This is a genomic window from Bradyrhizobium sp. Pha-3, assembly GCF_042258325.1.
Taxonomy (GTDB): Bacteria; Pseudomonadota; Alphaproteobacteria; order Rhizobiales; family Xanthobacteraceae; genus Bradyrhizobium; species Bradyrhizobium elkanii.
Genome location: NZ_CP170151.1, coordinates 5,459,930 through 5,486,730 on the forward strand (window position 1 = coordinate 5,459,930; position 26,801 = coordinate 5,486,730).

At 63.9% G+C, this 26,801-nt stretch carries 20 protein-coding genes; 4 read left to right on the forward strand and 16 right to left on the reverse strand.

The window, feature by feature from the left end; all coding sequences use genetic code 11:
- Nucleotides 1-12: 12 nt before the first annotated feature.
- The 8 genes from ACE10X_RS25875 to rpsL form a co-directional block, all read right to left on the reverse strand.
- On the reverse strand, nt 13-312 hold the full coding sequence (locus ACE10X_RS25875; protein ID WP_028339313.1) for a 50S ribosomal protein L23: 300 nt from the start codon (nt 310-312) through the stop codon (nt 13-15).
- A complete protein-coding gene (rplD, locus tag ACE10X_RS25880; protein ID WP_038383104.1) occupies nt 309-929 on the reverse strand; it encodes a 50S ribosomal protein L4 in 621 nt (206 codons plus the stop codon). The genes ACE10X_RS25875 and rplD overlap by 4 nt, the downstream gene beginning before the upstream one ends.
- Before the next feature lies 1 nt (nt 930).
- Nucleotides 931-1,650: a 50S ribosomal protein L3 gene (gene rplC / locus ACE10X_RS25885; protein WP_029081772.1), complete on the reverse strand. Its 720-nt coding sequence runs from the start codon at nt 1,648-1,650 to the stop codon at nt 931-933.
- 54 nt (nt 1,651-1,704) lie between these two features.
- Nucleotides 1,705-2,013 carry a 30S ribosomal protein S10 gene (rpsJ, locus tag ACE10X_RS25890; RefSeq protein ID WP_002712302.1) on the reverse strand — a complete coding sequence of 103 codons (309 nt, stop codon included), beginning with the start codon at nt 2,011-2,013 and terminating at the stop codon, nt 1,705-1,707.
- Between the two features lie 86 nt (nt 2,014-2,099).
- Nucleotides 2,100-3,290, reverse strand: coding sequence for an elongation factor Tu (gene tuf, locus ACE10X_RS25895; RefSeq protein ID WP_018272140.1), 1,191 nt, complete (start codon nt 3,288-3,290; stop codon nt 2,100-2,102).
- Between the two features lie 39 nt (nt 3,291-3,329).
- Nucleotides 3,330-5,402 (reverse strand): elongation factor G, encoded by a 2,073-nt coding sequence (gene fusA / locus ACE10X_RS25900; RefSeq protein WP_016843742.1) that lies wholly within the window; start codon nt 5,400-5,402, stop codon nt 3,330-3,332.
- 30 nt (nt 5,403-5,432) lie between these two features.
- Entirely contained in the window at nt 5,433-5,903 is a 471-nt protein-coding gene (rpsG, locus tag ACE10X_RS25905; protein ID WP_016843741.1) for a 30S ribosomal protein S7, read from the reverse strand.
- A gap of 15 nt (nt 5,904-5,918) precedes the next feature.
- Entirely contained in the window at nt 5,919-6,290 is a 372-nt protein-coding gene (rpsL, locus tag ACE10X_RS25910) for a 30S ribosomal protein S12 (RefSeq protein WP_006611834.1), read from the reverse strand.
- A 700-nt stretch (nt 6,291-6,990) separates the two neighbouring features.
- On the opposite strand from rpsL, the gene ACE10X_RS25915 reads away from it, so the two are divergent.
- Entirely contained in the window at nt 6,991-8,202 is a 1,212-nt protein-coding gene (locus ACE10X_RS25915) for an NAD(P)/FAD-dependent oxidoreductase (protein WP_038383105.1), read from the forward strand.
- Between the two features lie 45 nt (nt 8,203-8,247).
- Here the strand turns inward: ACE10X_RS25915 and ACE10X_RS25920 are convergent, their stop codons facing one another.
- From ACE10X_RS25920 to rplJ, 6 genes are all read right to left on the reverse strand, one after another.
- A complete protein-coding gene (locus tag ACE10X_RS25920; protein ID WP_038383106.1) occupies nt 8,248-10,281 on the reverse strand; it encodes an ABC transporter ATP-binding protein in 2,034 nt (677 codons plus the stop codon).
- A gap of 225 nt (nt 10,282-10,506) precedes the next feature.
- Nucleotides 10,507-12,567, reverse strand: coding sequence for an FAD-dependent oxidoreductase (locus ACE10X_RS25925; RefSeq protein WP_038383107.1), 2,061 nt, complete (start codon nt 12,565-12,567; stop codon nt 10,507-10,509).
- A gap of 180 nt (nt 12,568-12,747) precedes the next feature.
- Nucleotides 12,748-16,950 (reverse strand): DNA-directed RNA polymerase subunit beta', encoded by a 4,203-nt coding sequence (gene rpoC, locus ACE10X_RS25930; protein ID WP_038383108.1) that lies wholly within the window; start codon nt 16,948-16,950, stop codon nt 12,748-12,750.
- Between the two features lie 127 nt (nt 16,951-17,077).
- Nucleotides 17,078-21,196, reverse strand: coding sequence for a DNA-directed RNA polymerase subunit beta (gene rpoB, locus ACE10X_RS25935; RefSeq protein WP_038383109.1), 4,119 nt, complete (start codon nt 21,194-21,196; stop codon nt 17,078-17,080).
- A 441-nt stretch (nt 21,197-21,637) separates the two neighbouring features.
- Nucleotides 21,638-22,015 carry a 50S ribosomal protein L7/L12 gene (gene rplL, locus ACE10X_RS25940; protein WP_038383110.1) on the reverse strand — a complete coding sequence of 126 codons (378 nt, stop codon included), beginning with the start codon at nt 22,013-22,015 and terminating at the stop codon, nt 21,638-21,640.
- Between the two features lie 53 nt (nt 22,016-22,068).
- The gene (gene rplJ / locus ACE10X_RS25945) at nt 22,069-22,587 is read right to left on the reverse strand and encodes a 50S ribosomal protein L10 (protein WP_038383111.1); all 519 of its coding nucleotides are present in this window, start codon (nt 22,585-22,587) and stop codon (nt 22,069-22,071) included.
- Nucleotides 22,588-23,205: 618 nt separating this feature from the next.
- Between rplJ and ACE10X_RS25950 the strand changes: the two genes are divergently transcribed.
- From ACE10X_RS25950 to sigJ, 3 genes are read left to right on the forward strand one after another with little or no spacing between them, the layout of a single operon-like run.
- Nucleotides 23,206-23,574, forward strand: coding sequence for a hypothetical protein (locus ACE10X_RS25950; RefSeq protein WP_063709653.1), 369 nt, complete (start codon nt 23,206-23,208; stop codon nt 23,572-23,574).
- A 1-nt stretch (nt 23,575) separates the two neighbouring features.
- Nucleotides 23,576-24,121: a hypothetical protein gene (locus tag ACE10X_RS25955; RefSeq protein WP_038383113.1), complete on the forward strand. Its 546-nt coding sequence runs from the start codon at nt 23,576-23,578 to the stop codon at nt 24,119-24,121.
- A complete protein-coding gene (gene sigJ, locus ACE10X_RS25960) occupies nt 24,099-24,983 on the forward strand; it encodes an RNA polymerase sigma factor SigJ (protein WP_038383114.1) in 885 nt (294 codons plus the stop codon). The genes ACE10X_RS25955 and sigJ overlap by 23 nt, the downstream gene beginning before the upstream one ends.
- 8 nt (nt 24,984-24,991) lie before the next feature.
- Here the strand turns inward: sigJ and ACE10X_RS25965 are convergent, their stop codons facing one another.
- Both ACE10X_RS25965 and rplA read right to left on the reverse strand, forming a co-directional pair.
- Entirely contained in the window at nt 24,992-25,948 is a 957-nt protein-coding gene (locus ACE10X_RS25965) for a 2-hydroxyacid dehydrogenase (protein WP_038383115.1), read from the reverse strand.
- A 155-nt stretch (nt 25,949-26,103) separates the two neighbouring features.
- Complete coding sequence (gene rplA, locus ACE10X_RS25970) at nt 26,104-26,796, reverse strand: 50S ribosomal protein L1 (protein WP_038383116.1); 693 nt, start codon at nt 26,794-26,796, stop codon at nt 26,104-26,106.
- Nucleotides 26,797-26,801: the final 5 nt, after the last annotated feature.

The window sequence follows — 26,801 nt, forward strand, 5'->3', positions numbered from 1 at the left end:
CGTCGTTGCGCCTTATAGTCCGGTAGTCACGTCGATCCGGTGGCCCTCTTCAAGGGTCACGATCGCGCGCTTGGTGTCCGACTGCGAGCCGAGATTGCCGCGGAACACCTTGGTCTTGCCCTTGCGGACGAGGGTGTTGACGCTCTTCACCTTGACGTCGAACAGCTTCTCGACCGCTTCCTTGATCTGCGGCTTGGTCGCCTTGCCGGCGACCTTGAACATCACCTTGTTGTGCTCGGAGGCGAGCGTCGCCTTTTCCGTCACGACGGGAGAGATGATGACGTCGTAGTGGCGCGGATCGATGTTCTTCATTTGAAGCGCGCCTCCAGCGCATCAACCGCAGCCTTGGTCAGCACCAGCTTCTGGCGGCGGAGAATGTCGTAGACGTTGATGCCCTGGATCGGCAGCACGTCGATGTTCGGAATGTTGCGGGCCGCGGTCGCGAAACCGGCGTTCAGCTCGGCGCCGTCGATGATCAGCGCGTTGGTGAGCCCGAGGCCGGAGAAGTGACCGAGCAGCGCCTTGGTCTTGGCGGCCTCAAGCTGCGCATTGTCGATCACGATCAGCCCGCCGTCCTTGGCCTTGGCCGACAGCGCATGCTTCAGCGCGAGCGCGCGCACCTTCTTCGGCAGGTCGGTCGCGTGCGAGCGAACCACCGGACCGAACGCACGGCCACCGCCGCGGAACTGCGGCACGCGGGCCGAGCCGTGACGGGCGCCGCCGGTGCCCTTCTGCTTGTACATCTTCTTGCCGGTGCGCCAGATCTCGGCGCGACCTTTCGCCTTGTGGGTGCCAGCCTGGCGCTTGTTGAGCTGCCACTGCACGCAACGCTGGATGATATCCTTGCGCGGCTCGAGACCGAAGATCTCGTCCGACAGCTGGACCGAACCAGCTTCCTTGCCTTCAAGGGTGGTGACTTTCAGTTCCATCTCACACACCCTCCTTCTCGGCCACAGCCTCGGCAGCTTCGCCGCCGGCAACCTTGAACTTGCCGGGCTTCGGGGCTTCCTTCGGCAGCGGCTTCTTGACGGCGTCGCGCACCGAGATCCAGCCGCCCTTGGAGCCGGGAACGGCGCCTTCGACGAGGATCAGGCCGCGCTCGACGTCGGTCGAGACCACGCGCAGATTGAGCGTGGTGATACGGTCGACGCCCATGTGGCCAGGCATCTTCTTGTTCTTGAAGGTCTTGCCGGGATCCTGACGGCCACCGGTCGAACCGATCGAGCGGTGCGAGACCGACACACCGTGGGTGGCACGCAGACCGCCGAAATTCCAGCGCTTCATGCCGCCGGCAAAGCCCTTACCGATCGAGGTGCCGGTCACGTCGACAAACTGGCCGACCACGAAATGGTCCGCCTGGATTTCCGCGCCGACCGGGATCAGCGCGTCCTCGGACACGCGGAACTCGGCGACCTTGCGCTTCGGTTCGACCTTGGCGACCGCGAACTGACCGCGTTCGGCCTTGGGCATGTACACGGTCTTGCGGGCGCCCGAGCCGAGCTGAAGAGCGACATAGCCGTTCTTCTCGGTCGTGCGGTGGCCAAGCACCTGGCAGTTGCCCAACTTCAGCACGGTCACAGGGATATGCTCGCCGGTCTCCGTAAAGACCCGCGTCATCCCGACCTTTTGTGCGATCACTCCGGAGCGCATCGGCGTGCTTCCTGTCTTTCTGTCCGCAAGCGGCGGACGTAAAAATCCAAAACCTTAGAGCTTGATCTCGACGTCGACACCGGCGGCCAGGTCGAGCTTCATCAGCGCATCGACGGTCTGCGGGGTCGGGTCGACAATGTCGAGGAGGCGCTTGTGGGTGCGCATCTCGAATTGCTCGCGGCTCTTCTTGTCAACGTGCGGCGAACGGTTGACGGTGAACTTCTCGATGCGGGTCGGCAGCGGAATCGGTCCGCGAACCTGCGCACCGGTGCGCTTCGCCGTGTTCACGATCTCACGGGTCGACGTATCGAGGATTCGATGGTCGAACGCCTTGAGACGGATGCGAATATTTTGGCCGTTCATTGCCGTATTCTTTCTTTAGTGAGTGGCGAGTAGCGAATAGCGAATGGAGTGACCCACTCGCTACTCGCCATTCCCTATTCGCGTAGTTACTCGATGATCGCGGCGACGACGCCGGCGCCGACGGTGCGGCCGCCTTCGCGGATCGCGAAGCGCAGCTTCTCTTCCATCGCGATCGGCACGATCAGGTGCACTTCCATCGCGATGTTGTCGCCCGGCATCACCATCTCGGTGCCTTCCGGCAGGTGCACGACACCGGTCACGTCGGTGGTGCGGAAGTAGAACTGCGGACGGTAGTTGGTGAAGAACGGGGTGTGGCGACCGCCCTCTTCCTTGGTGAGGATGTAAGCCTCAGCCTTGAACTTGGTGTGCGGCTTGACCGAACCGGGCTTGCACAGCACCTGGCCACGCTCGACTTCCTCGCGCTTGGTGCCGCGGAGCAGCGCACCGATGTTGTCGCCGGCCTGGCCCTGATCGAGCAGCTTGCGGAACATTTCGACGCCGGTGACGATGGTCTTCTGGGTGTCGCGGATACCGACGATCTCGATTTCCTCGCCGACCTTGATCACGCCGCGCTCGACACGGCCGGTGACGACGGTGCCGCGGCCCGAGATCGAGAACACGTCTTCAACCGGCATCAGGAACGGCTGGTCGATCGGACGCTCCGGCTGCGGGATGTACTCGTCGACATTGCGCATCAGCTCGAGGATGGCGTCGTGGCCGAGCTTCTTGTCCTTGTCCTCGAGGGCGGCGAGCGCCGAGCCCTTGATGATCGGGATCTTGTCGCCCGGGAATTCGTACTTCGAGAGCAGCTCGCGGACTTCGAGCTCGACGAGCTCGAGCAGCTCCGGATCGTCGACCATGTCGCACTTGTTGAGGAACACGACGAGCGCGGGCACGCCGACCTGGCGGGCCAGCAGGATGTGCTCGCGGGTCTGCGGCATCGGGCCGTCAGCAGCCGACACGACCAGGATCGCGCCGTCCATCTGGGCAGCACCGGTGATCATGTTCTTCACGTAGTCGGCGTGGCCGGGGCAGTCGACGTGAGCATAGTGGCGGTTGGTCGTCTCGTACTCGACGTGAGCGGTCGAGATCGTGATGCCGCGCGCCTTCTCTTCCGGCGCCTTGTCGATCTGGTCGTAGGCGGTGAACGTCGCGCCGCCGGTTTCTGCGAGCACCTTGGTGATCGCTGCGGTCAGCGAGGTCTTGCCATGGTCGACGTGACCGATGGTGCCGATGTTGCAGTGGGGCTTGTTACGTTCGAATTTAGCTTTGGCCATTTGACTCTCCGTTCAATCGTTGACTGCCATCAACGACAATCAGGCAAACTTCTTCTGGACTTCAGCCGACACGTTCGCCGGAGCTTCGGCGTAGTGATCGAACTGCATGGTGAAGGTCGCGCGACCCTGGCTCATCGAGCGCAGGTTGTTCACGTAACCGAACATGTTCATGAGCGGCACCATCGCGTTGATGACGTTGGCGTTGCCGCGCATGTCTTGGCCCTGGATCTGGCCGCGCCGGGAATTCAGATCGCCGATGACCGAGCCGGTGTAGTCTTCCGGGGTCACCACCTCGACCTTCATGATCGGCTCGAGCAGAACGGACTTGCCCTTCGTCAACGCTTCGCGGAACGCGGCCCGCGATGCGATTTCGAACGCCAGTGCCGACGAGTCGACGTCGTGATACTTGCCGTCGACCAACTGCACCTTGACGTCCACGACCGGGAAGCCGGCAACGACACCGGAGCCCATCACGCTGTTGAGGCCCTTTTCGACGCCGGGGATGTATTCCTTCGGCACCGCACCGCCGACGATCTTCGATTCGAACTCATAGCCCTTGCCGGGCTCGTTCGGCTCGACGACAATCGACACTTCGGCGAACTGACCGGTACCGCCGGTCTGCTTCTTGTGCGTGTACTTGACCTCGGCCTTCTTGGTCACGCGCTCGCGGAACGCCACCTGCGGCGCGCCGATGTTGGCATCGACCTTGTAGGTGCGCTTGAGAATGTCGACCTTGATGTCGAGATGCAGTTCGCCCATGCCCTTGAGAATGGTCTGGCCGGACTCCTGATCGGTCGACACGCGGAAGGACGGATCTTCCGCGGCGAGCTTGGCAAGCGCGACGCCGAGCTTTTCCTGGTCGGCCTTCGACTTCGGCTCGATCGCGATCTCGATCACCGGCTCCGGGAACTCCATCTTCTCGAGGATCACCGGCTTGTCGGGATCGCACAGCGTGTCACCGGTGCGCGCTTCCTTCAGGCCAGCCAGCGCGACGATGTCGCCGGCATAGGCTTCCTTGATGTCTTCGCGGTTGTTCGCATGCATCAGCAGCATGCGGCCGATACGTTCCTTCTTCTCGCGGGTCGAGTTCACCACGCCGGTGCCCGACTGCAGGATGCCCGAGTAGATGCGGCAGAAGGTGATGGTGCCGACGAAGGGGTCGTCCATGATCTTGAACGCGAGCAGCGCCAGCGGCTCCTTGTCGTCCGCCTTGCGCACGACCTCGTTGCCGTCCTCGTCGGTGCCCTTGATTGCGGGCACGTCGATCGGCGACGGCAGATAGTCGACGACGGCGTCGAGCAGCGGCTGCACGCCCTTGTTCTTGAACGCGGAGCCGCACAGCACCGGATAGAACGCGCCGGTCAACACGGCCTTACGGATCAGGCGCTTCAGGGTCGCCTCGTCCGGCTCCTTGCCGTCGAGGAACGCAGCCAAAGCGTCGTCGTCGAGCTCGACGGCGGCTTCCACCATCTTCTCGCGATATTCCTTGGCCTGCTCGACCAGATCTTCCGGAATGTCGACATAGTCGAACTTGGCGCCGAGCGATTCATCGTTCCAGATGACGCCCTTCATCTTCACGAGGTCGACCAGACCCTTGAAGTTGTTCTCGGCACCGATCGGCAGCTGGATCGCGATCGGCTTGGCGCCGAGGCGGTCGACGATGTCGGACAGGCACTTGAAGAAGTCGGCGCCGGTCTTGTCCATCTTGTTGGCGAAGACGATGCGCGGAACCTTGTACTTGTCGCCCTGGCGCCAGACGGTCTCGGTCTGCGGCTCGACGCCCTGGTTGGAGTCGAGGACGCAAACGGCGCCGTCGAGCACGCGCAGCGAACGCTCGACCTCAATGGTGAAGTCGACGTGGCCGGGGGTGTCGATGATGTTCAGGCGCTTGCCGTTCCAGAACGCGGTGGTCGCAGCCGAGGTGATCGTGATGCCACGCTCCTGCTCCTGCTCCATCCAGTCCATCGTCGCAGCACCCTCGTGCACTTCGCCGATCTTGTGGCTCTTGCCGGTGTAATACAGGATGCGCTCGGTGGTCGTGGTCTTGCCGGCGTCGATATGCGCCATGATACCGAAGTTGCGGTAGTCCTCGATGGCATGTTGGCGGGGCATGAGACTGTTCCTTAAATTCCGTTGTTCGCCTTACCAGCGATAGTGCGAGAACGCGCGGTTGGCTTCCGCCATCCGGTGCACGTCTTCCCGCTTCTTGACGGCGTTGCCGCGGTTGTTCGAGGCGTCGAGCAGCTCAGCCGAGAGACGCTCCGTCATGGTCTTCTCGTTGCGCTCGCGGGCGGCCGAGATCAGCCAGCGGATGCCGAGCGCCTGACGGCGCACCGAACGGACTTCGACCGGAACCTGGTAGGTCGCGCCGCCGACGCGGCGGGAACGAACCTCGATGGTCGGCATCACGTTCTCGAGCGCCTGCTCGAACACGCCGAGCGGGTTCTGCTTGGTCTTGGCCTCGATCATGCCGAGCGCACCGTAGACGATGTTTTCGGCAACCGACTTCTTCCCGGCGTACATCACCGAGTTCATGAACTTCGTAATGATGATGTTCCCGAACTTCGGATCCGGAAGAACTTCACGCTTCTCGGCAGAATGGCGACGCGACATCTGATCGGTTCCCGCTTACTTCGGACGCTTCGCGCCGTACTTCGAACGACGCTGCTTACGGTTCTTGACGCCCTGGGTATCCAGCACGCCGCGGAGGATGTGGTAGCGCACACCGGGCAAGTCCTTGACGCGGCCGCCGCGGATCATGACCACCGAGTGCTCCTGCAGGTTATGGCCTTCACCCGGGATGTAGCCGATCACCTCGAAGCCGTTGGTCAGGCGCACCTTGGCGACCTTACGAAGCGCCGAGTTCGGCTTCTTCGGGGTCGTGGTGTAGACGCGCGTGCACACGCCGCGCTTCTGCGGCGACTGCTGCAGCGCCGGCACCTTCTTACGCGACTTCTGCACTTCACGCGGATTTGCGATCAGCTGGTTGATCGTCGGCATGCAGCCTTCACCCTTTAGTTCGCGCGAAAACCTTGAATGGCTCCGCAAATTTCTTCTCAGGACTAGCCGTCCCACACGGCCCGCTCGTGCACGGAACAAACAACCGCGCAAAGCGAAATCGCGCCAACCACTCATCGCTGAGCGGAAAGCGCATCGACGCCACAGAGGACCGCGATCCCGAACCGATCAGCGTTCGCCGTTCGGTCCGCCACCGAGGTCATGCATCCGAATTCACTCTCAAGAGGACGTGCTCAAGAGAACTAATATCGTCCTGGCATTGCCTAGCTATCATCGACAGCGTTTGAGCGGCATTCGTCGAGGTTGGTGCCCGTCCGGCTCCTCAAAAGGGACCTTCGGGTGTTCCGTTCCGACGCTGGCGTAGCTCACCGCCTGTCGTTAAGTGGGCGCCTTGTATAATCGAGAGATAGTGAAGTCAAGCAAAACGACAAGCAAAGAAACGCCTCTGGCACTTGCAGATTTCGCATTTCGCCGAGGTTCGGCGCAAGGCGAAATGTGACGGCCGACCGACCTCCCCGCACCTTCATCCGAATCTTGGGGCGCACGCGGAATCATATTATACCCGGGTAAAATATAGATAGAAAGAACTCTCCCCAAGTTGGTCTTGAAGGCAAACTTCCAAACTAAGCCTTTATTTGCCATTCGCAGCGCAAAAATCGGGGTCACGGCCACGGAAACTCTTATGCGGTATACCGACATCGCGATCATCGGCGGCGGTCTTGCGGGCTCGACCGCAGCCGCCATGCTCGGCCGTGCCGGGATACCGACGGTCCTGGTCGACCCCCACCAGGTCTATCCGTTCGATTTCCGTGTCGAAAAGATCGGCGGCGACCTCCAGCTCGAGCGATTCGCCAGGACCGGCCTTGCCGAGTCGGTGCTCCGCTCGGCGACGCTGGACGGCGAGAACTGGATCGCGCGATTCGGCCGGTTGCTCGACCGGCAGCCGAGCCGGCAATACGGCATCATGTACGACGCGCTGATCGCCGCGATTCGGAACGAAATCGCGGGGCCGGCGGAATTCATCTGCGACAAGGTGATCAATGTCGCGACCAGCTCCGAGCGGCAGCGGCTCCTACTTGCCAATGGCGAGGAGATCTCGGCGCGCCTCGTGGTGCTCGCCAACGGCCTGAATGTCGGGTTGCGCCGGATGCTCGGCATCGAGCGGCTGGTCACGAGCTTCTGCCACTCGATCTCGCTCGGGTTCGATTTCGTCCCCGTCGGCCGCCCCGCCTTCCCGTTCGCGGCCATGACCTATTTCTCGGAGCGGCCGAGCGACCGCATCCCCTACATCACGCTGTTTCCGGTCGGAGACCGGATGCGCGCCAACCTCTTCACCTATCGCAAGGCCGACGATCCCTGGCTGCGGGCGATGCGGCGCAATCCGGTCGAGACGCTGAACGCCGCGCTGCCGCGGCTGCGCCGGCTCGCCGGCGAGTTCGATATCGCGGGCGATATCAAGATCAGGCCCGCCGATATCTATGTCAGCACCGGCTATCGGCAGGCCGGCGTCGTGCTGGTCGGTGATGCCTTCGCCAGCACCTGCCCCGTCACCGGCACCGGCACCGACAAGGTGTTCACGGACGTCGCCCAGCTCTGCAACGTCCACATCCCGGCCTGGCTATCGACCGACGGCATGGGCGAGGACAAGATCGCCGCGTTCTACGACGATCCGGTCAAGACCGCCTGCGACGCCTGGTCGAACGCCAAGGCATTCAGCTTCCGCGAGGTGTCGGTCGGCAGCGGGCCCAGCTGGCAGGCCCAGCGCTGGGCGCGCTTTTTCGGCTATCTCGGCCGGGGCTGGCTGCGCCGGCTGCACAACCCCGCGGCGGCGGCGTCAACGACGCGGCCGGCCAACCACTTCCGGCAACGTCCGCAAGCCGCGGACCGGGCGTAAAGTAGAATCTAGCGTTCGGCCATCGCCCGCGACGCGGCGCGGGCCTCACGCCTCCTCATCCTCGTCTTCGTCCTCATCTTCATCATCGTCATCATCCGCGTCGTCGGCGTCCTCGTCGTGATTCAGATGTCCCTGGTCGTCCCACAGCTTGCGATAGACACCATTGCGGGTCAGCAGTTCCTCGTGTGAGCCGCGTTCGATCGCCCTGCCGCCGGAGATCACGATGATCTCGTCCATCTCGACCACCGAAGTCAGGCGGTGCGTCGACCAGATCATGGTGCGGCCCTCGGCGACCTTGAGCAGCGTGCGGTTGATCGCAGCCTCCGTGGTCTGGTCGAGCGCCGAAGTGGCCTCGTCGAGCAGCAGAACGGACGGGTTGCGGATGATCGCGCGCGCGATCGCGATGCGCTGGCGCTGGCCGCCCGACAGGGTATCGCCGCGCTCGCCGACCGGCGTGTCGTAGCGCTGCGGCAGGCTCATGATGTAGCGATGGATCTCGGCTTTCCGGGCGGCGTCCTCGACTTCCGCGTCGGTCGCGCCTTCCTTGCCGAGCCGGATGTTCTCGCGGATCGACATGTTGAACAGCATGTTCTCCTGGAACACGACCGCCATACTCGCCCGCAGCGACTCGCGCGTCACCCGGCGGATATCGACGCCGTCGATGGCGACGCGGCCCTCGTCCGGCACGTAGAGCCGCAGGATCAGGTTGATCAGCGTGCTCTTGCCAGAGCCGCTGGGGCCGACGATCGCAATGCTCTTGCCGGCATTGAGCTTGAGGCTGAGATTGTCGAGCACCGGCGTCTGCGCCCCCTCATACTGGAAGGTGACGCGATCGAAGGAGATGTCGTTGGTGATGCGCGGCAGATCCGGCGCGCCGGGACGGTCGGCGCCACGGGTCGGTTCGTCGAGCAGTTCCTGGATGTGCCGCACCGCCGCCGCCGACTGGATCGACACCGGGATGAAATGCATCAGATGGGCGATGTTGTACGACACCTCCCAGAACGCACTCTCGAAGGTCACGAAGGTGCCGACGGTGATCTGCCCCTTGGTGGCGAGATAGGCGCCGATCGCCAACACCACGAGGTGGAGCAGCAGCACCGCGATGGTGACGGTGCGCTCCACCATGGTCGACAGGAACATGGCTGACGCGGCCTTGGCCCGGACGTCGCGGTTGCGCATCGTGAACCAGCCGAGCGCCCTGCGCTGCAGATTGAACGCCTTCACCACCGCCTGGGCGGCAACGTTCTCCTGCACGGTTCCGAGCAGCGCGGCCTCGTTCTGCTTCTGCTCGTAATTGGCCTGCACCGCCTTCGGCGTCAGGATGCGCGGCCCGATCAGGGTGATCGGAAACACCAGCAAGGCGACCACGGCAAGCTGCCAGTTCAGGAACAGCATCAGGATGATGCCCGCGACCAGCTCGAGGCCCGGCAGCGCCGCGCTGTTGGCAAAGGTCTTGACCGAACCCTCGAACGCCGACAGATCGATCGAGAAGCGCGACAGGATCTCGCCGCGCTTGGTGCGCGCGAAATAGGCCGACGGCAGGTTCTGGACATGGTCGAACAGCCGCGTCCGCACGTCGGCGATGATGCCGGCGGCGAGCCGCGCATCCCAGCGCTCGTACCAGACCGCGATGATCGAGGTGACGATGCCGGCCACCGCGAGCACGCCGAGGATCTTGTAGAGGGCCCCGAAATCCTCTTCGCCGAGCGCGTCGTCGATCAGGAATTTCAGGCTGAGCGGCATGATGACGTTGAACAACGTCTCGACCAGCACGCCGAAGGCGACGCAGGCGAGCGGCTTCTTGTAGTTCGCCAGGATCGGCCTGACGAAGCCAAAGATCGTGGAGAGCGCGCCGGCGGCTTCCTTGGCGGTGAAGACGACGAGGTCCTCGTCATCATCGTCGTCATCGAGCTCGAACTCGTCGTCCGCGTCCCCATCCTCTTCGTCGTCAGCCGGCGCCGCGGCTGGCTTTGTGGAGGCCGCCGCCGCGGGCGGACCGGACGCGGGCTTCTTCTTCAGCTCGGGATCGTCGGTCGCCGCTCTCGTCGGATCGTCTGATGCAGGAGGTCTTGGCGCCATAAACCAACCGATGCTCCACGGCCGGCATGACCGCAAATCGAAACCGCAGCTGATAACACTGCGGCTGCAATTCTATGCGATCACGACGAATTCGGCAAAGCGTTTGGAACGGCCGACGCGCCGCCGCACGTTCGCGCGGATTCGCGAAGCACAGCATTGCCGCCGTTTGACAGCTCGTTGACACAAGGCCGGTCGCCTTGCGGCAAAAGCTTCCGGTCGGTGTCGCTAGTCGTCGAGGTCGGCTTCGACCTTGTCGAAGAAGGAATAGCGCAGGCTGTCGGAGTCGGCGTACCACTGCCCCGGCCCCTTGTTGGCGGCCAGCGTCAGCGTCCATAGCGCATCGGTGCAGTCGCGGCGGTGCATCGACAGGTCGAAGCCGTTGCCGAAGAACAATTCCGACCACTCCCACCAGGTGCCGAGCTTCTTCACCCCGCGCAGCAGGTCGTAGCGATCGATCACCGCCGGCGCCATGTCGGAGGTCACCGACGCGAACACGACGCCGGTCTTGACCACGCGGTTGAGCTCGCGCACCCCGCGCACGACCTGCTTCTCGCCGAGATGGCACAGCGAGGTCTCGAACACGAAATCGAACTCGTTGGCCTTGAACGGCATGTCGGCGATCGAGCCGAGCTTGTTGTACTTCTTGAGCGCCTTCGGCGTCTTGCCGTGGATGTAGCGGTTGTTCTCGATGCCCCAGGCATCGATGCCACGTTCGCGCAGGGCGCCGACCAGTTCGCCGCTGGCGGAGCCGGCGATCAGCAGCTTGTAGCCCTTCGCCCTGCCCCACACCGTCCTGATCAGGTCCGTCAGATAGGCCGGGTCGGTGAAGTTGCGCCAGACCTCGCCGTAGGGGCCGACGCGGCGATAATTGTCGAAATAGCTGCGGTCGATCTTGTCGGACAGCGCGCTCTCGTCCTGCGCGCGGGTACGGCGCAGCCGCATCATCTCGGTGAGGATGATGTCGGTCGCGGCATCGGAGGAATCGAGCAGTCCGTTCAGCGTCGAATCGAACAGATAGTCGCCGACCACCACTATGCCGGGGTGCTCCTTCGGCTCGGGCCGGTGGTTGGTCATGACGTCGCGCACCGGCAGGCCGCCCGGCAGCGCGTTGACCGACGACAGCCAGCGATGGATCTTGCCTTCCAGGAAATGCTCGCGCGCATCGCCGAACGAGGCCGGCAGCGACTTCAACGCCGCGTCGATCAGCTCCTGGTCGCTGAGATTGGCGAAGGCAAGCGCATCCGAGCCTGCGATCAGCCAGTTCAGCACGCCGTGCTTGCCGACATCGTGGCGCGCGCCCTCGTTGTAGACGCAGCAGCCGCCGAACGCTTCCGACATGAACCAGGCGCCCGGGATCTTCTCGCCCCAGAACGGTTCGTCGAACAGGATCGAGACCCGCAGATAATGCGCGGGCCGGTCGAAATAGGCGACGTGCTTGACCATCGACTTGCGCAGCTGCTCGCCGTCCCAGCGCATGGTCGCGAGCCAGGAGTGCGGCAGGCAGACCAGCACGAGATCGAAGTCGCGCGTCTCCGGCCCCTTGCCGTTCATCATGTTGAGCTGGTAGCGGCCATCAGCGGTCTTGCCGACCTTGAGCACACGATGGTTGAGCTGGATGTCGGCGCTGACTTCCGAGCGCAGACAATCGATCAGCTGCTCGTTGCCGTTCTGGATCGAATACAGGCCGATATAGCCGTCGACGTCCATCACGTAGTTCTTCAGCGCGTTGAGGCCGTTGGTGTTGTGGCTCTCGGTCGCGATGTCGGAACGTGCCATCACCTTGAAGAAGCGCTTGGCGGTCGCGTCCTCGACCTCCTCGTCGAGGATCTGCTCGGCGGTCTTGTAGGCCCACGGGTGTTCGTTGTCGTGGGCGCCGACGCCCTCGTAATATTCGATCGGCGACACCAGGTCGCTGCAGCGCTTGCGGAACGCCTCGATCGCCGACGCGGTCTTCGCCCCGTATTTGCGGCGCATGCCGGGAACGTCGGCGAGCAGCTCGCCGTCGAGTTGCACCTGCTCGGCATCCATCGGGATCGTCTGCAGGCCGAAATGCTGGATCAGCTCGCGCAGCGGGTCCGGCCCCGTCATCGAGTAATCATAGATCTCGGCGACGCCGGCCTCATACAGCGCAGGCGCAGTGTCGAATTTGCGCGTGACGATCTTGCCGCCGAGGCGGTTCGACGCCTCGAAGATGGTAACGCGGCAGAGGTCGCCGAGTTTGCGCTTCAAATACCAGGCGCTCATTAGCCCCCCGGGGCCGCCGCCTACGATAGCCAAGTCGAGCATATGGATTCCGTCGTCTCCGGCGCGAGCCAAACAGCCGGTCTAAGTCACCCTAGCAAAGGCACTTTTTTGCCTGAAGGAAAGATGAACAAACTGCGTCCCTGCACCGCAGCAAGCAAAGAAAGCAGCAAAAAGGCCGGCTAAACGCCGGCCTTCTCGCCATTACCGTAGTCTTGCGGATGCCTATTCCGCGGGCGGCAGCGCCAGCGGCTCCGCTTCCGGAGCCGTCGGCACGATCGCCGCCTGCTGCTTCTCGCGCTCGTCGAGAATCAGCTTGTCGCGCTTGACCGCGACTTCGCGGATCCGCGCCATCGAGGCGCCGGTGCCGGCCGGGATCAGGCGGCCGACAATGACGTTCTCCTTGAGGCCCTCGAGCGGGTCCACCTTGCCGTTGACGGCAGCTTCGGTGAGCACGCGCGTGGTCTCCTGGAACGAGGCCGCCGAGAAGAAGGAGCGGGTCTGCAGGCTCGCCTTGGTGATGCCGAGCAGAACCGGCGTACCCGTGGCGGGCTTCTTGCCCTCCTCCTTGGCCTTGGTGTTGAGCGCGTCGAACTCGATCTTGTCGACCTGCTCGCCCGAGATCATGTCGGTGTCGCCCTGATCGGTGACCTCGACCTTCTGCAGCATCTGACGGACAATCACCTCGATGTGCTTGTCGTTGATGAGCACGCCCTGCAACCGGTAGACCTCCTGGATTTCGTTGACCAGATAGGCAGCGAGTTCCTCGATGCCCTTGATCGCCAGGATGTCGTGCGGCGCCGGATTGCCTTCGACGATGAAATCGCCCTTTTCGACGATGTCGCCGTCCTGAAGGTGGATGTGCTTGCCCTTCGGGATCAGGTACTCGCGCGGCTCCTCGGTCTTGTCCATCGGCTCGATCGAGATGCGGCGCTTGTTCTTGTAGTCGCGGCCGAAGCGGATCGTTCCCGCGGTCTCCGCGATGATCGCCGCATCCTTCGGCTTGCGAGCCTCGAACAGTTCCGCCACCCGCGGCAGACCGCCGGTGATGTCACGCGTCTTGGCGCTCTCGGTGGAGATACGCGCCAGGATGTCGCCGGGCATCACCTTGCCGCCGACGTCGACCGACAGAATGGCGTCGACCGACAGCATGTAGCGGGCATCGCCGCCACGTGCGAGCTTCATCACCTTGCCGTCCTTGCCCTTGACCACGATGGCCGGGCGCAGATCCGAACCGCCGCGCGTCGTGCGCCAGTCGATGACCACGCGCTTGGCGATACCGGTCGATTCGTCGAGCGTTTCCGAGATCGACTGGCCTTCGACCAGATCCTCGAAACCGATCGTGCCCTCGACTTCGCTCAGCACCGGGCGGGTATAGGGATCCCACTCGGCGATGCGCTGGCCGCGCTTGACCATGTCGCCTTCGTCAACGTGCATCTTCGAACCGTACTGGATACGGTGGGTTGCACGCTCGGTGCCGTCGGCATCGACGATCGCAACGACCATGTTGCGCACCATCGCGACCAGGCTGCCTTCGCTGTTGCGGGCGATCGCCTTGTTCCTGATCACGATCTTGCCGTCGAAGTTCGATTCGACGAACGACTGCTCGTTGAGCTGCGCGGCGCCGCCGATGTGGAACGTGCGCATCGTCAGCTGCGTGCCGGGCTCACCGATCGACTGCGCCGCGATGACGCCGACGGCCTCACCGTGGTTGACCGGCGTGCCGCGAGCGAGATCGCGGCCGTAGCACTTGGCGCAGATGCCGTTGATCAGCTCGCAGGTCAGCGCCGAGCGGATCTTCACTTCCTGGATGCCGGCCTGCTGGATCGCGTCGACGTGGCTCTCCTCCATCAAGGTGTCACGCTTGATGATGACCTCGTTGGTGGCGGGATCGCGCACGTCATCGCAGGCCACGCGGCCCAGGATGCGCGAGCCGAGCGAGGCAACGACCGTGCCGGCGTCGACGATGGCGCGCATCTTGATGCCGAGCGTGGTGCCGCAATCGGTCTGCGTGATGATGCAGTCCTGCGCGACGTCGACCAGACGGCGGGTCAGGTAGCCCGAGTTCGCGGTCTTCAACGCGGTGTCCGCGAGGCCCTTGCGGGCGCCGTGGGTCGAGTTGAAGTACTCGAGCACCGACAGACCTTCCTTGAAGTTGGAAATGATCGGCGTCTCGATGATCTCACCCGACGGCTTGGCCATCAGGCCGCGCATGCCGGCGAGCTGGCGCATCTGCGCCGGCGAACCACGCGCACCGGAGTGCGCCATCATGTAGATCGAGTTGATGTCGGCATCGGCGCCCGCCGCCGTCTTCTTGGTGGACGAGATCTCCTTCATCATCGCCTTGGCGACTTCTTCACCGGCCTTCGACCAGGCGTCGACGACCTTGTTGTACTTCTCGCCATGGGTGATCAGGCCGTCATTGTACTGCTGCTCGAAATCCTTCGCCAGCGTACGGGTCTGATCGACGATCTTCCACTTCGACGCCGGCACGACCATGTCGTCCTTGCCGAACGAAATGCCCGCCTTGAAGGCGTTGTAGAAGCCGAGCGCCATGATGCGGTCGCAGAAGATCACCGTCTCCTTCTGACCGCAGTGACGGTAGACCTGATCGATCACGCCGGAGATCTCGCGCTTGGTCATCAGCTTGTTGATGATGTCGTACGAGATCTTCGGGTTCTTCGGCAGCAGGTTGCCGAGCATGACGCGGCCGGCGGTGGTTTCGATCCAGCGCTTGGACTGCTTGCCTTCCTCGTCGAGGCCTTCCCACCGGTACTTGATCTTGGTGTGGAGGTGGATGACCTTCGAATGCAGGGCGTGCTCGAGCTCGGCCATGTCGCCGAAGATCTTGCCCTCGCCGGGCAGGCCTTCGCGCATGATCGAGACGTAGTAGAGGCCCAGCACGATGTCCTGCGACGGCACGATGATCGGCTGGCCGTTCGCCGGATGCAGGATGTTGTTGGTCGACATCATCAGGACGCGCGCTTCCAGCTGCGCTTCGAGCGACAGCGGAACGTGCACGGCCATCTGGTCGCCGTCGAAGTCGGCGTTGAAGGCGGCGCAGACCAGCGGGTGCAGCTGGATCGCCTTGCCCTCGATCAGCACCGGCTCGAACGCCTGGATGCCGAGGCGATGCAGCGTCGGCGCGCGGTTGAGCAGCACCGGATGCTCGCGGATCACCTCATCGAGGATATCCCAGACCTCCGGACGCTCCTTCTCGACCAGCTTCTTGGCCTGCTTCACCGTGGTGGACAGACCCTTGGCGTCGAGCCGCGAGTAGATGAACGGCTTGAACAGCTCGAGCGCCATCTTCTTCGGCAGGCCGCACTGGTGCAGGCGCAGCTCGGGACCGACCACGATCACCGAGCGGCCGGAATAGTCGACGCGCTTGCCGAGCAGGTTCTGACGGAACCGGCCCTGCTTGCCCTTCAGCATGTCGGCGAGCGACTTCAGCGGACGCTTGTTGGCGCCGGTGATGACGCGGCCGCGGCGGCCGTTGTCGAACAGCGCGTCGACGGCCTCCTGCAGCATGCGCTTTTCATTGCGGATGATGATGTCCGGCGCACGCAGTTCCATCAGCCGCTTCAAGCGGTTGTTGCGGTTGATGACGCGGCGATACAGGTCGTTGAGGTCCGAGGTCGCGAACCGGCCGCCGTCGAGCGGCACAAGCGGACGCAGGTCCGGCGGAATCACCGGCACCACCGTCATGATCATCCATTCCGGCTTGTTGCCGGAGACACGGAAGGCCTCGACGATCTTCAGACGCTTGGCGAGCTTCTTGTGCTTGATGTCGGAGTCGGTCTCCGCCATGTCGGCGCGCAGCGTCGCCTCGAGCTTCTCGAGCTCGAGCCCCTTGAGCAGCTCGCGGATCGCCTCGGCGCCGATCATGGCGGTGAAGGAATCCTGGCCGTACTCGTCCTGCGCCTTCAGATACTCGTCTTCCGACAGCAGCTGACGGTCTTTCAGCGCGGTGAGACCCGGCTCGAGCACGACGTAGTATTCGAAGTAGAGGATCCGCTCGAGATCCTTCAGCGTCATGTCGAGCAACAGGCCGATGCGCGAGGGCAGCGACTTCAGGAACCAGATGTGGGCGACAGGCGCCGCCAGCTCGATATGGCCCATGCGCTCGCGCCGGACGCGCGACAGCGTCACCTCGACCGAGCACTTCTCGCAGATGATGCCCTTGTACTTCATCCGCTTGTACTTGCCGCACAGGCACTCGTAGTCCTTGATCGGCCCGAAGATGCGCGCGCAGAACAGGCCGTCACGCTCCGGCTTGAAGGTGCGGTAGTTGATGGTCTCCGGCTTCTTGATCTCGCCGTACGACCAGGACAGAATCTTCTCCGGAGACGCGATCGAAATCCGGATCTGGTCGAAGACCTGCGCCGGCGTCGTCGGATTGAAAAGATTCATAATCTCTTGATTCATGGTCTTCTCCTCGCGTGCCGATCGTCACCGGCAGCAAATTCGAAACTTCTATTCAGCGCGCGCCCCGCCCAACGTCCGAGCGGAGTGCGGAGGCCCGGCGCGTCTCGCGCCGGGCATGATCACAGCGTTACTCGGCCGCTTCCGACGTCGACGCCGGTCCCACCTTGGAATTGTGCAGGTCGACGTTGAGGCCGAGCGAGCGCATTTCCTTGACCAGCACGTTGAACGATTCCGGAATACCGGCCTCGAAGGTGTCGTCGCCGCGCACGATCGCCTCGTACACCTTGGTACGGCCGGCGACGTCGTCCGACTTCACGGTCAGCATCTCCTGCAGCGTGTAAGCGGCGCCGTAGGCTTCCAGCGCCCAGACCTCCATTTCGCCGAAGCGCTGGCCGCCGAACTGCGCCTTGCCGCCCAGCGGCTGCTGGGTGACGAGCGAGTATGGACCGATCGAACGCGCGTGGATCTTGTCGTCCACGAGATGATGCAGCTTGAGCATGTAGATGTAGCCCATCGTCACCTTGCGATCGAACTGGTCGCCGGTACGGCCGTCATAGACGGTCGACTGGCCGGAGGCGTCGAAGCCCGCGAGCTTCAGCATCTCCTCGATGTCGGCTTCCTTGGCGCCGTCGAACACCGGCGTTGCGATCGGCACGCCGTGGCTCAGATTGCGGCCGAGCTCGACCAACTCGTTGTCGTTCAGCGACTTGATGGTCTCGTCTTCGCCGTAGATCTTCTTCAGGGTCTCGCGCAACGGCTTGAGATCCTGCTTGTGATAATAGGCGTCGATGGTCTGGCCGATGCGCTTGCCGAGGCCGGCGCAGGCCCAACCGAGATGCGTCTCAAGGATCTGACCGACGTTCATGCGCGAAGGCACGCCGAGCGGATTGAGCACGATGTCGGCATGCGTTCCGTCCTCGAGGAACGGCATGTCCTCGATCGGCACGATCTTCGACACCACACCCTTGTTGCCGTGACGGCCGGCCATCTTGTCGCCGGGCTGGATCTTGCGCTTCACCGCGACGAAGACCTTGACCATCTTCATCACGCCGGGCGGCAGCTCGTCGCCACGCTGCAGCTTCTCGACCTTGTCGAGGAAGCGCTGCTCGAGGCCCTTCTTCGACTCGTCGTACTGCTTCCGCATGGCCTCGATCTCGGCCATCAGCTTGTCGTTCGGCGAGGCGAACAGCCACCACTGCGACTTCGGATACTCGTCGAGCACCGCGCGGGTGATCTTGGTATCCTTCTTGAAGCCCTTGGGGCCGGCGATGCCCTGGCGGTTCTCCAGCAGCTCGGCGAGGCGGCTGTAGACGTTGCGGTCCAGGATCGCCTGCTCGTCGTCGCGGTCCTTGGCCAGACGCTCGATCTCCTCGCGCTCGATCGCCAGCGCACGCTCGTCCTTGTCGACGCCGTGGCGGTTGAACACGCGGACTTCCACGATGGTGCCCTGCACGCCCGGAGGCACGCGCAGCGAGGTGTCGCGGACGTCGGAGGCCTTCTCGCCGAAGATGGCGCGCAGCAGCTTCTCTTCCGGCGTCATCGGGCTCTCGCCCTTCGGCGTGATCTTGCCGACCAGGATGTCGCCGGCGCGGACTTCCGCACCGATGTAGACGATACCGGCTTCGTCGAGGTTCTTCAGCGCTTCTTCCGAGACGTTCGGAATGTCGCGGGTGATTTCCTCCGGACCGAGCTTGGTATCGCGGGCCATCACCTCGAACTCCTCGATGTGAATCGAGGTGAAGACGTCGTCCTTCACGATCCGCTCGGAGAGCAGGATCGAGTCTTCGAAGTTGTAGCCGTTCCACGGCATGAACGCGACCAGCACGTTGCGGCCGAGCGCGAGCTCGCCGAGATCGGTCGACGGACCGTCGGCGATGATGTCGCCCTTCTTGACGATGTCGCCGACCTTCACCAGCGGACGCTGGTTGATGCAGGTCGACTGGTTCGAGCGCTGGTACTTCATCAGCCGGTAGATATCGACGCCCGACTTGGTCGGATCGAGATCCTCGGTGGCGCGGATCACGACGCGGGTGGCGTCGATCTGGTCGATCACGCCCGAGCGGCGCGCGGCGATCGCCGCGCCCGAGTCACGGGCGACCACGCCTTCCATGCCGGTGCCGACGAACGGCGCTTCGGCGCGAACCAGCGGCACCGCCTGGCGCTGCATGTTCGAGCCCATCAGCGCGCGGTTGGCGTCGTCGTTCTCGAGGAACGGGATCAGCGCCGCGGCGACCGAAACCAGCTGCTTCGGCGACACGTCCATGTAGTCGACCTTGTCCGGCGTCACCGGCAGCACTTCGCCGGCGTGACGGCAGACCACGAGGTCGTCGGTGAAGCGGCCCTTGGCATCGAGCGGCACGTTGGCTTGCGCGACGCGGTAGCGGCCCTCTTCCATCGCCGACAGATAGATCACCTCGTCGGTGACCCGGCCGTCCTTGATCTTGCGATAGGGCGTCTCGACGAAGCCGTACTTGTTGACGCGCGCGAACGTCGCCAGCGAGTTGATCAGGCCGATGTTCGGACCTTCCGGCGTTTCGATCGGGCAGATACGGCCGTAGTGCGTCGGATGCACGTCGCGGACTTCGAAGCCGGCGCGCTCGCGGGTCAGACCGCCCGGGCCAAGCGCCGACAGGCGCCGCTTGTGGGTGATTTCCGACAGCGGGTTGGTCTGGTCCATGAACTGCGACAGCTGCGAGGAACCGAAGAACTCGCGCACCGCGGCAGCCGCGGGCTTGGCGTTGATCAGGTCCTGCGGCATCACGGTGTCGATATCGACGCTCGACATGCGCTCCTTGATCGCGCGCTCCATGCGGAGCAGGCCGATCCGGTACTGGTTCTCCATGAGCTCGCCGACCGAGCGCACCCGGCGGTTGCCGAGGTGGTCGATGTCGTCGATCTCGCCCTTGCCGTCGCGCAGGTCGACCAGCGTCTTGATGACCGCCAGGATGTCTTCCTTGCGCAGCGTGCGATGGGTATCGGGCGCATCGAGCTCGAGGCGCATGTTCATCTTGACGCGGCCGACCGCGGAGAGGTCGTAGCGCTCGGCGTCGAAGAACAGCGACTGGAACATCGCCTGCGCCGAATCCAGCGTCGGCGGCTCGCCCGGACGCATCACGCGGTAGATGTCGAACAGCGCGTCCTCACGCGTCATGTTCTTGTCGGCCGACAGCGTGTTGCGGATGTAGGCGCCGACATTGACGTGGTCGATGTCGAGCAACGGCAGGTCCTTGTAGCCCTGCTCGTTCAGCACCTTGAGCGACTTCTCGGTGATCTCCTCGCCGGCTTCGGCGTAGATCTCACCGGTCTTCGGGTTGACGAGATCCTCGGCGAGATAGTTGCCGACGAGCTCCTCGTCCGACATGCGCAGCGCCTTCAGGCCCTTCTCCTGAAGCTGGCGCGCCTGGCGCACGGTCAGCTTCTTGCCGGCCTCGAGCACCACCTTGCCGGTGTCGGCGTCGATCAGGTCGTTGACGGTCGAATAGCCGCGGAAGCGGTTGGCATCGAACGGCACGCGCCATCCGTCCTTGGTCCGCTTGTACGTGATCTTCTTGTAGAAGGTCGACAGGATCTGCTCGCCGTCGAGACCGAGCGCGTACATCAGCGAGGTCACCGGCAGCTTGCGGCGGCGGTCGATGCGCGCGAACACGATGTCCTTGGCGTCGAACTCGATGTCGAGCCAGGAACCGCGATACGGAATCACGCGCGCGGCAAACAGCAGCTTGCCGGACGAATGGGTCTTGCCCTTGTCGTGGTCGAAGAACACGCCCGGCGAACGGTGCATCTGCGAGACGATGACGCGCTCGGTGCCGTTGACGACGAAGGTGCCGTTCATCGTCATGAGCGGGATGTCGCCCATGTAGACGTCCTGCTCCTTGATGTCCTTCACCGACTTGGCGCCGGTTTCCTCGTCGATATCGAACACGATGAGGCGCAGCGTCACCTTGAGCGGCGCAGCGAAGGTCATGCCGCGCTGGCGGCACTCGTCGACGTCATATTTCGGCTGCTCGAACTCGTAGCGGACGAATTCGAGCATCGAGGTGCCGGAGAAATCCGAGATCGGGAACACTGAACGGAACACCGCCTGCAGGCCCTCGTCGAGCCGACCGCCGGTCGGCTCGTCGACCATCAGGAACTGGTCGTAGGACGCCTTCTGAACCTCGATGAGGTTCGGCATCTCGGCGACTTCCTTGATGTGACCGAAAAACTTGCGTACGCGTTTGCGACCGGTGAATGTCTGCTGCGCCATCGTGGCCTCTCATTTTCGTCGCCTTTGTGGGGCGAACCTTCCGGGAGCGACTGCCATCGGCCCCGGGTTGAATTTCGAATCGTCTCGAAGGAACGAAGCGCAAAGTCAGGAATTAAATCCCCGCCCCGGCCCCGACCACCTCCAAAACGCAAAACAACGCGCGAGGCGCATCACTGCACCCGCTCGTCCAAACGCTCCGCTTTACGGACTGAAAAAGCCCGAAATCTGACTGTCTCCCAACGGCTTCCGCCGAGGACCCTGCCGTCCCCGCCACCTACCGTGTTTTTCCGCTGCCAACCCGATATGGGATGGCAATAAAGGAGATTCGAGGGTTAAGTCCACGGATCCCCACACTTTTTTGTGTCCGGCGCGCCACGCGACAACCTGTCGCACGCCGTTTGCATGGCCCGGGAGCGCCCAGAGGCGCTCCCGGATCGCGCATTACTTGAGGTCGACCTTGGCGCCAGCCTTCTCGAGCTGGGCCTTGATCTTGTCGGCTTCTTCCTTGTTCACGCCTTCCTTGACGGGCTTCGGAGCGCCTTCGACAAGGTCCTTGGCTTCCTTCAGGCCCAGGCCGGTGATGGCGCGGACTTCCTTGATGACTTCGATCTTCTTGTCGCCGGCTGAGGCCAGCACGACGGTGAAGTCGGTCTTCTCTTCAGCCGGAGCAGCGGCAGCGCCACCAGCAGCCGGGCCAGCAACCGCAACGGCGGCAGCGGCGGACACGCCCCACTTTTCTTCGAGGAGCTTGGCGAGTTCGGCCGCTTCGAGCACGGTGAGGCTCGAGAGGTCGTCGACGATTTTCTGCAGATCAGCCATTGTTCAGTTCCTTAAACGTTTGGTTCGAACCAGGTTTGAGATTAGCGAAGGGGTCAGGCCGCTTCGCTCTTTGAGGCATGAGCCTGAATGACGCGCGCGAGCTTGGCCGCGGGCGCGTTGGAGAGCTGAGCGAGCTTGGTCGCGGGTGCCACGAGGAGGCCCACGATCTTGCCGCGCAGTTCGTCGAGCGACGGCAGTGAGGCAAGTGCCTTCACGCTGTCGACATTCAGGACGGTTTTACCCATCGAACCGCCGAGGATGACGAACTTCTCGTTCGCCTTGGCGAATTCGACGGCAACCTTTGGCGCCGCAACCGGATCGTTCGAAGTAGCGATCACGGTCGGCCCCTTCAGCAGGGAGCCGATGGCAGCGACGTCAGTGCCATCAAGAGCAATTTTGGCGAGACGGTTCTTCGAGACCTTCACCGACGCGCCCGCCTGCTTCATCTGCATGCGCAGCTTCTGCATCTGGGCCACGGTGAGGCCGGAATAGTGAGCAACGATCGCAACCGACGTGGTCTTGAAGACCTCGTTAAGTTGTTCGACCGACTCTTTTTTTGCCGCTCGTTCCACAGCAAGCTCTTTCCGGTTGGCGGCCTTCCGCGAAGGCAGGACCGCCGGGTTGCACCCATCGTCCCGCCCTAAACCTGATCCGCAGGGTGCAAGACCCTTCGGACATGCCGGGCAAGACGACATCTAGAAGCCTGCCCTCCCAGAGCCTTGCGGCCATGGGCTGTCGAGGTTCGAACCAAACCAGCCTCCAAGCCGCGAACAGGCCGCGACGTGGAGCGCAAAATCCGGTCTTCACCCGTCTATGCAGGCTGTGCGATTAAGCCGTTGAAAACACAAAGTTCTCGCGGGCGCCTGCAGTCTTGGACAGGATCGAGGCACTTCAGCATGCTGAAGGCCCCTGCTCTCATTCCTCTGGAGGCGACGGGTCTCCTTCCTTTCGAGCATCCTTGCGGGCATGCGGAAAGGAATGATCTCCTATCATCTCAGGTTTTCGGAATGCGAGCACGGACATGCCAGCAAGTGCCAGCACGCCCGGAAGGCGCTATGTAGCCGGTCCTGCCCTGCTTGCCAAGAGCAAATTTCAGACCAGTTCGGCGATCTGCCCGGCCCAGCAAAAAATTTCTTCCCGGACGACGTCACGCCCCAATGCCCTCGCTCGTCTGGGCGCTGGAGGCTCGCATGAAGCGATGGATTGCAGGAATTCTCGCCCTATTCAACCTCGCCAATGGACTGGCGATGCTGTCAGCCGGTTCCATCTGGTGGTCGCTGGTGCCCGGCGCCGCCGATACCGGCCCGTTCAACCCTCATTTGGTCCAGGACGTCGGCATCGCCTTCATCGCGGCCGGGCTCGGCCTGGCGGCGCGAGCCTTCTGGCCGGCCTGGTGGCCGGCAGCGGTCGCGGGCGCGGCGTTCCTGGCCGGCCACGGCGCGCTGCATCTCGTGATGATCGCCGGCGGCCACGACCGCCATGCCGCATCCGATCTGGTGGCGGTCGTCCTGCCCGCGGCGCTCGCCCTCTATTCCGCCCTGCCAAATCAAGGAGACTGACATGCGTAGCTTCATCGCGCGCCGCATGCTGCGCGCCTATTCCAGGCGCTACGGCTACGACAGCACCTATCTCGAGATCATGCTCAAGGAATCGCCCGCCGCGTTCTTCAAATTCGCCGCCGCGATGAAGGCCGCCACCTACCGCGCCGTCGCGCCGGTTGAGGCCTTCTATGCCGCCAAGCTGACCGGCGCCCTGGCGGAAGATTGCGGTCCCTGTGCGCAACTGGTCGTCGACATGGCGATCGGAGCCGGAATGGCGGAGCAGCAGGTCACCGCCGTGCTCCGCCATGACGTTGCCGCCATGACCGCGGACACCGCGCTCGGTTTCCGCTTCGCGGAGGCGATCGTGCAACGCTCGGCCGACGACGATGCCTGCCGCGACGCGGTTCGCGCGCGCTGGGGCGAAAAAGGCGTGATCGACCTCGCTTTGGCCCTACAAATCGGCCGCATCTTCCCCATGATGAAGCTGGCGCTGGGATATGCCAGGGAGTGTCGCCGCGTGACCGTGGCCGGCCATCAGATCGATGTCATCAAGCAGGCGGCCTGAGCGCGACCCGCTGGGTCCGTATCGGGCGCGGCTGACCGGGCTCGCCTACCGCATGCTCGGCAGCCGCGGCGATGCCGACGACGTGGTGCAGGACGCCTGGCTGCGGTTCGCCGCGGCTGACGACGTTCGCAATCCCGAGGCGTTCCTGGTCACGGTGGTGACCCGGCTCTGTCTCGACCGGCTGAAGAGCGCCCGCGCCCAGCGCGAGGTCTATGTCGGCGCCTGGTTGCCCGAGCCGGTGTTCGACGAGGCGCTGTCGGCCGAGGCGGCAACCGAACTCGCCGACGATCTCTCCTTCGCGCTGATGCTGGCGCTCGACGCCCTGACGCCGCTCGAGCGTGCCGCGTTCCTGCTGCACGACGTGTTCGACCGGCCGTTTGCGGAAGTCGCCCGCACGCTCGAGCGCAGCGAGGCGGCCTGCCGGCAGCTCGCCGCGCGCGCCCGCCGATCGGTCCGCGACAACCGCCCTGTTCCCGCCGAGCCGCCCGAAGGCCACGCACGGCTGCTGACGGCATTCTGCAAGGCCGCGGCCAGCGGCGACGTCTCCGCCCTCGCCAACCTGCTGCGAGAGGATGCCATTGCGATCACCGACGGCGGCGGCCGCAAGCTGGCGGCACTGAAGCCGATCAAGGGCGCCGAGAAGATCGTCCGCTTCGTGATCGGCATCGCCGGCAAGAACGCCGGCAGCGAGGTTCGCGTCGAACCGATGATGGTCAATGGCAGCGCGGGCGCGCTGATCTTCCTCGATGGCGAGGTCGACCACACGCTGAGCATGGCGATCGACGGCGAGACGGGCCGGATCGCGGCGATCTACATCGTCCGCAACCCGGACAAGCTGCGCCACGCGCCGCGCCGGAACTGAAGCTCCGGTCAGGACGCCGTCGCCACCGGATAGGTGAGCGGCTTGCCGGCAAAGAACGCGTCGAGATTGGCCAGCACGCAATCCTGCATCGCCACGTGCGATTCCAGCGTGTGGCCGCCGAGATGCGGCGACAGCACCACGTTCGGCAGCGCGCTCAGCGCGTCGGGCGCATGCGGCTCCCTGGCGAACACGTCAAGGCCGGCACCGGCGATGACGCCGTCGGTCAGCGCTGCGACCAGCGCCGTCTCGTCGATGACCGAGCCGCGCGAGATGTTGACGACGAAGCCGTCGCTGCCGAGCCGGCGCAGGATGTCGGCATTGACCGCATGCTCGGTCTCGGCGCCGGCGCGGACAGCCACCATCAGCACGCTGCACCAATCGGCGAGTGCCTCCAGCGTCGGAAAATATTGATAGGGCACGTCGTGCTTCGAGCGGCTGAAATAGCCGACCTCGGTCTCGAAGGCGGCGACGCGGGCGGCGATCTTGCGGCCGATCTCGCCCATGCCGTAGACGCCGACCTTGCGGCCGCGCATGCCGGCCTGCGGCCGCATCATCGGCGACGGCTTTGCACCGGCCCAGTCACCGCTCCGCACATAATTGTCAGCCACCAGCAGCCGCCGCACCGACGCCAGCATCAAGGTGACCGCGGTGTCCGCGACCGACGCCGCATTGGCACCGGGGCTGTGACCGACCGCGATGCCGCGCTTCGCGGCGGCGGCGAGATCGACGCCGTCATAGCCGGTGCCGTAGCAGACGATCGCGCCGAGCTTCGGCAGCATGTCCATGGCCTCGGCGCCGAGCGCGGTGCCGCCCGCGGTGATCATGGCGCGGATCTCTGCGAGTTCGGCCGCCGGGAACGCCTCGTCCACCCGCTTGCCAGCCGCGTTGAGAAGCTCATAGCGCTCGCCGAAGCGGATCAGCTGAGCCTTGGGAAAGCGTGAATAAACCAGGACCTTATCGAGCATTGTTGTTCTTTCTTGCGAGAGGCTTCAGCTGGTTGTTCTGACGCGTTTTCTTCACGCGAACCGATACCCACTTCGCTCGAAAACGCTCCAGCAAAACAAAGGGCGGAACCGGTTGCCCGATCCCGCCCCTCTCTATCTCGTCACGGCCAAAGACCTCAGCCGAGGATCGTGCCCGGCTCGACCTTCACGCCCGGGCCCATGGTGGAGGAAACCGCCACGCGCTGGATGTAGGTACCCTTGGAGCCCGCCGGCTTCGCCTTGGAGACCGCGTCGGCCAGCGCCTTGACGTTCTCGACCAGCTTGTCCTCGGAGAACGAGGCCTTGCCGATGCCGGCCTGCACGATGCCGGCCTTCTCGACGCGGAACTCGACCGAGCCGCCCTTGGCGCCCTTCACGGCGTTGGCGACGTCCATGGTCACGGTGCCGATCTTCGGGTTCGGCATCATGCCGCGCGGACCGAGCACCTTACCGAGGCGGCCGACCAGCGGCATCATGTCGGGAGTGGCGATACAACGATCGAAATCGATCGCGCCGCCCTGCACCTTCTCGACCAGGTCTTCGGCACCGACGACGTCGGCACCGGCGGCCTTGGCTTCCTCAGCCTTGGCGCCACGCGCGAACACGCCGACGCGCAGCGTACGGCCGGTTCCGTTCGGCAGGTTGACGACGCCGCGGACCATCTGGTCGGCGTGGCGCGGGTCGACGCCGAGATTGATCGCGATCTCGATCGTCTCGTCGAACTTCGACTTGGCGCGCTCCTTGACCATCTTGATGGCGTCCGCGAGCGGGTAGAGCTTCTCGCGATCGACGCCCTCGCGGGCCTTCTTCAAACGCTTTCCGATTGACATGGCCC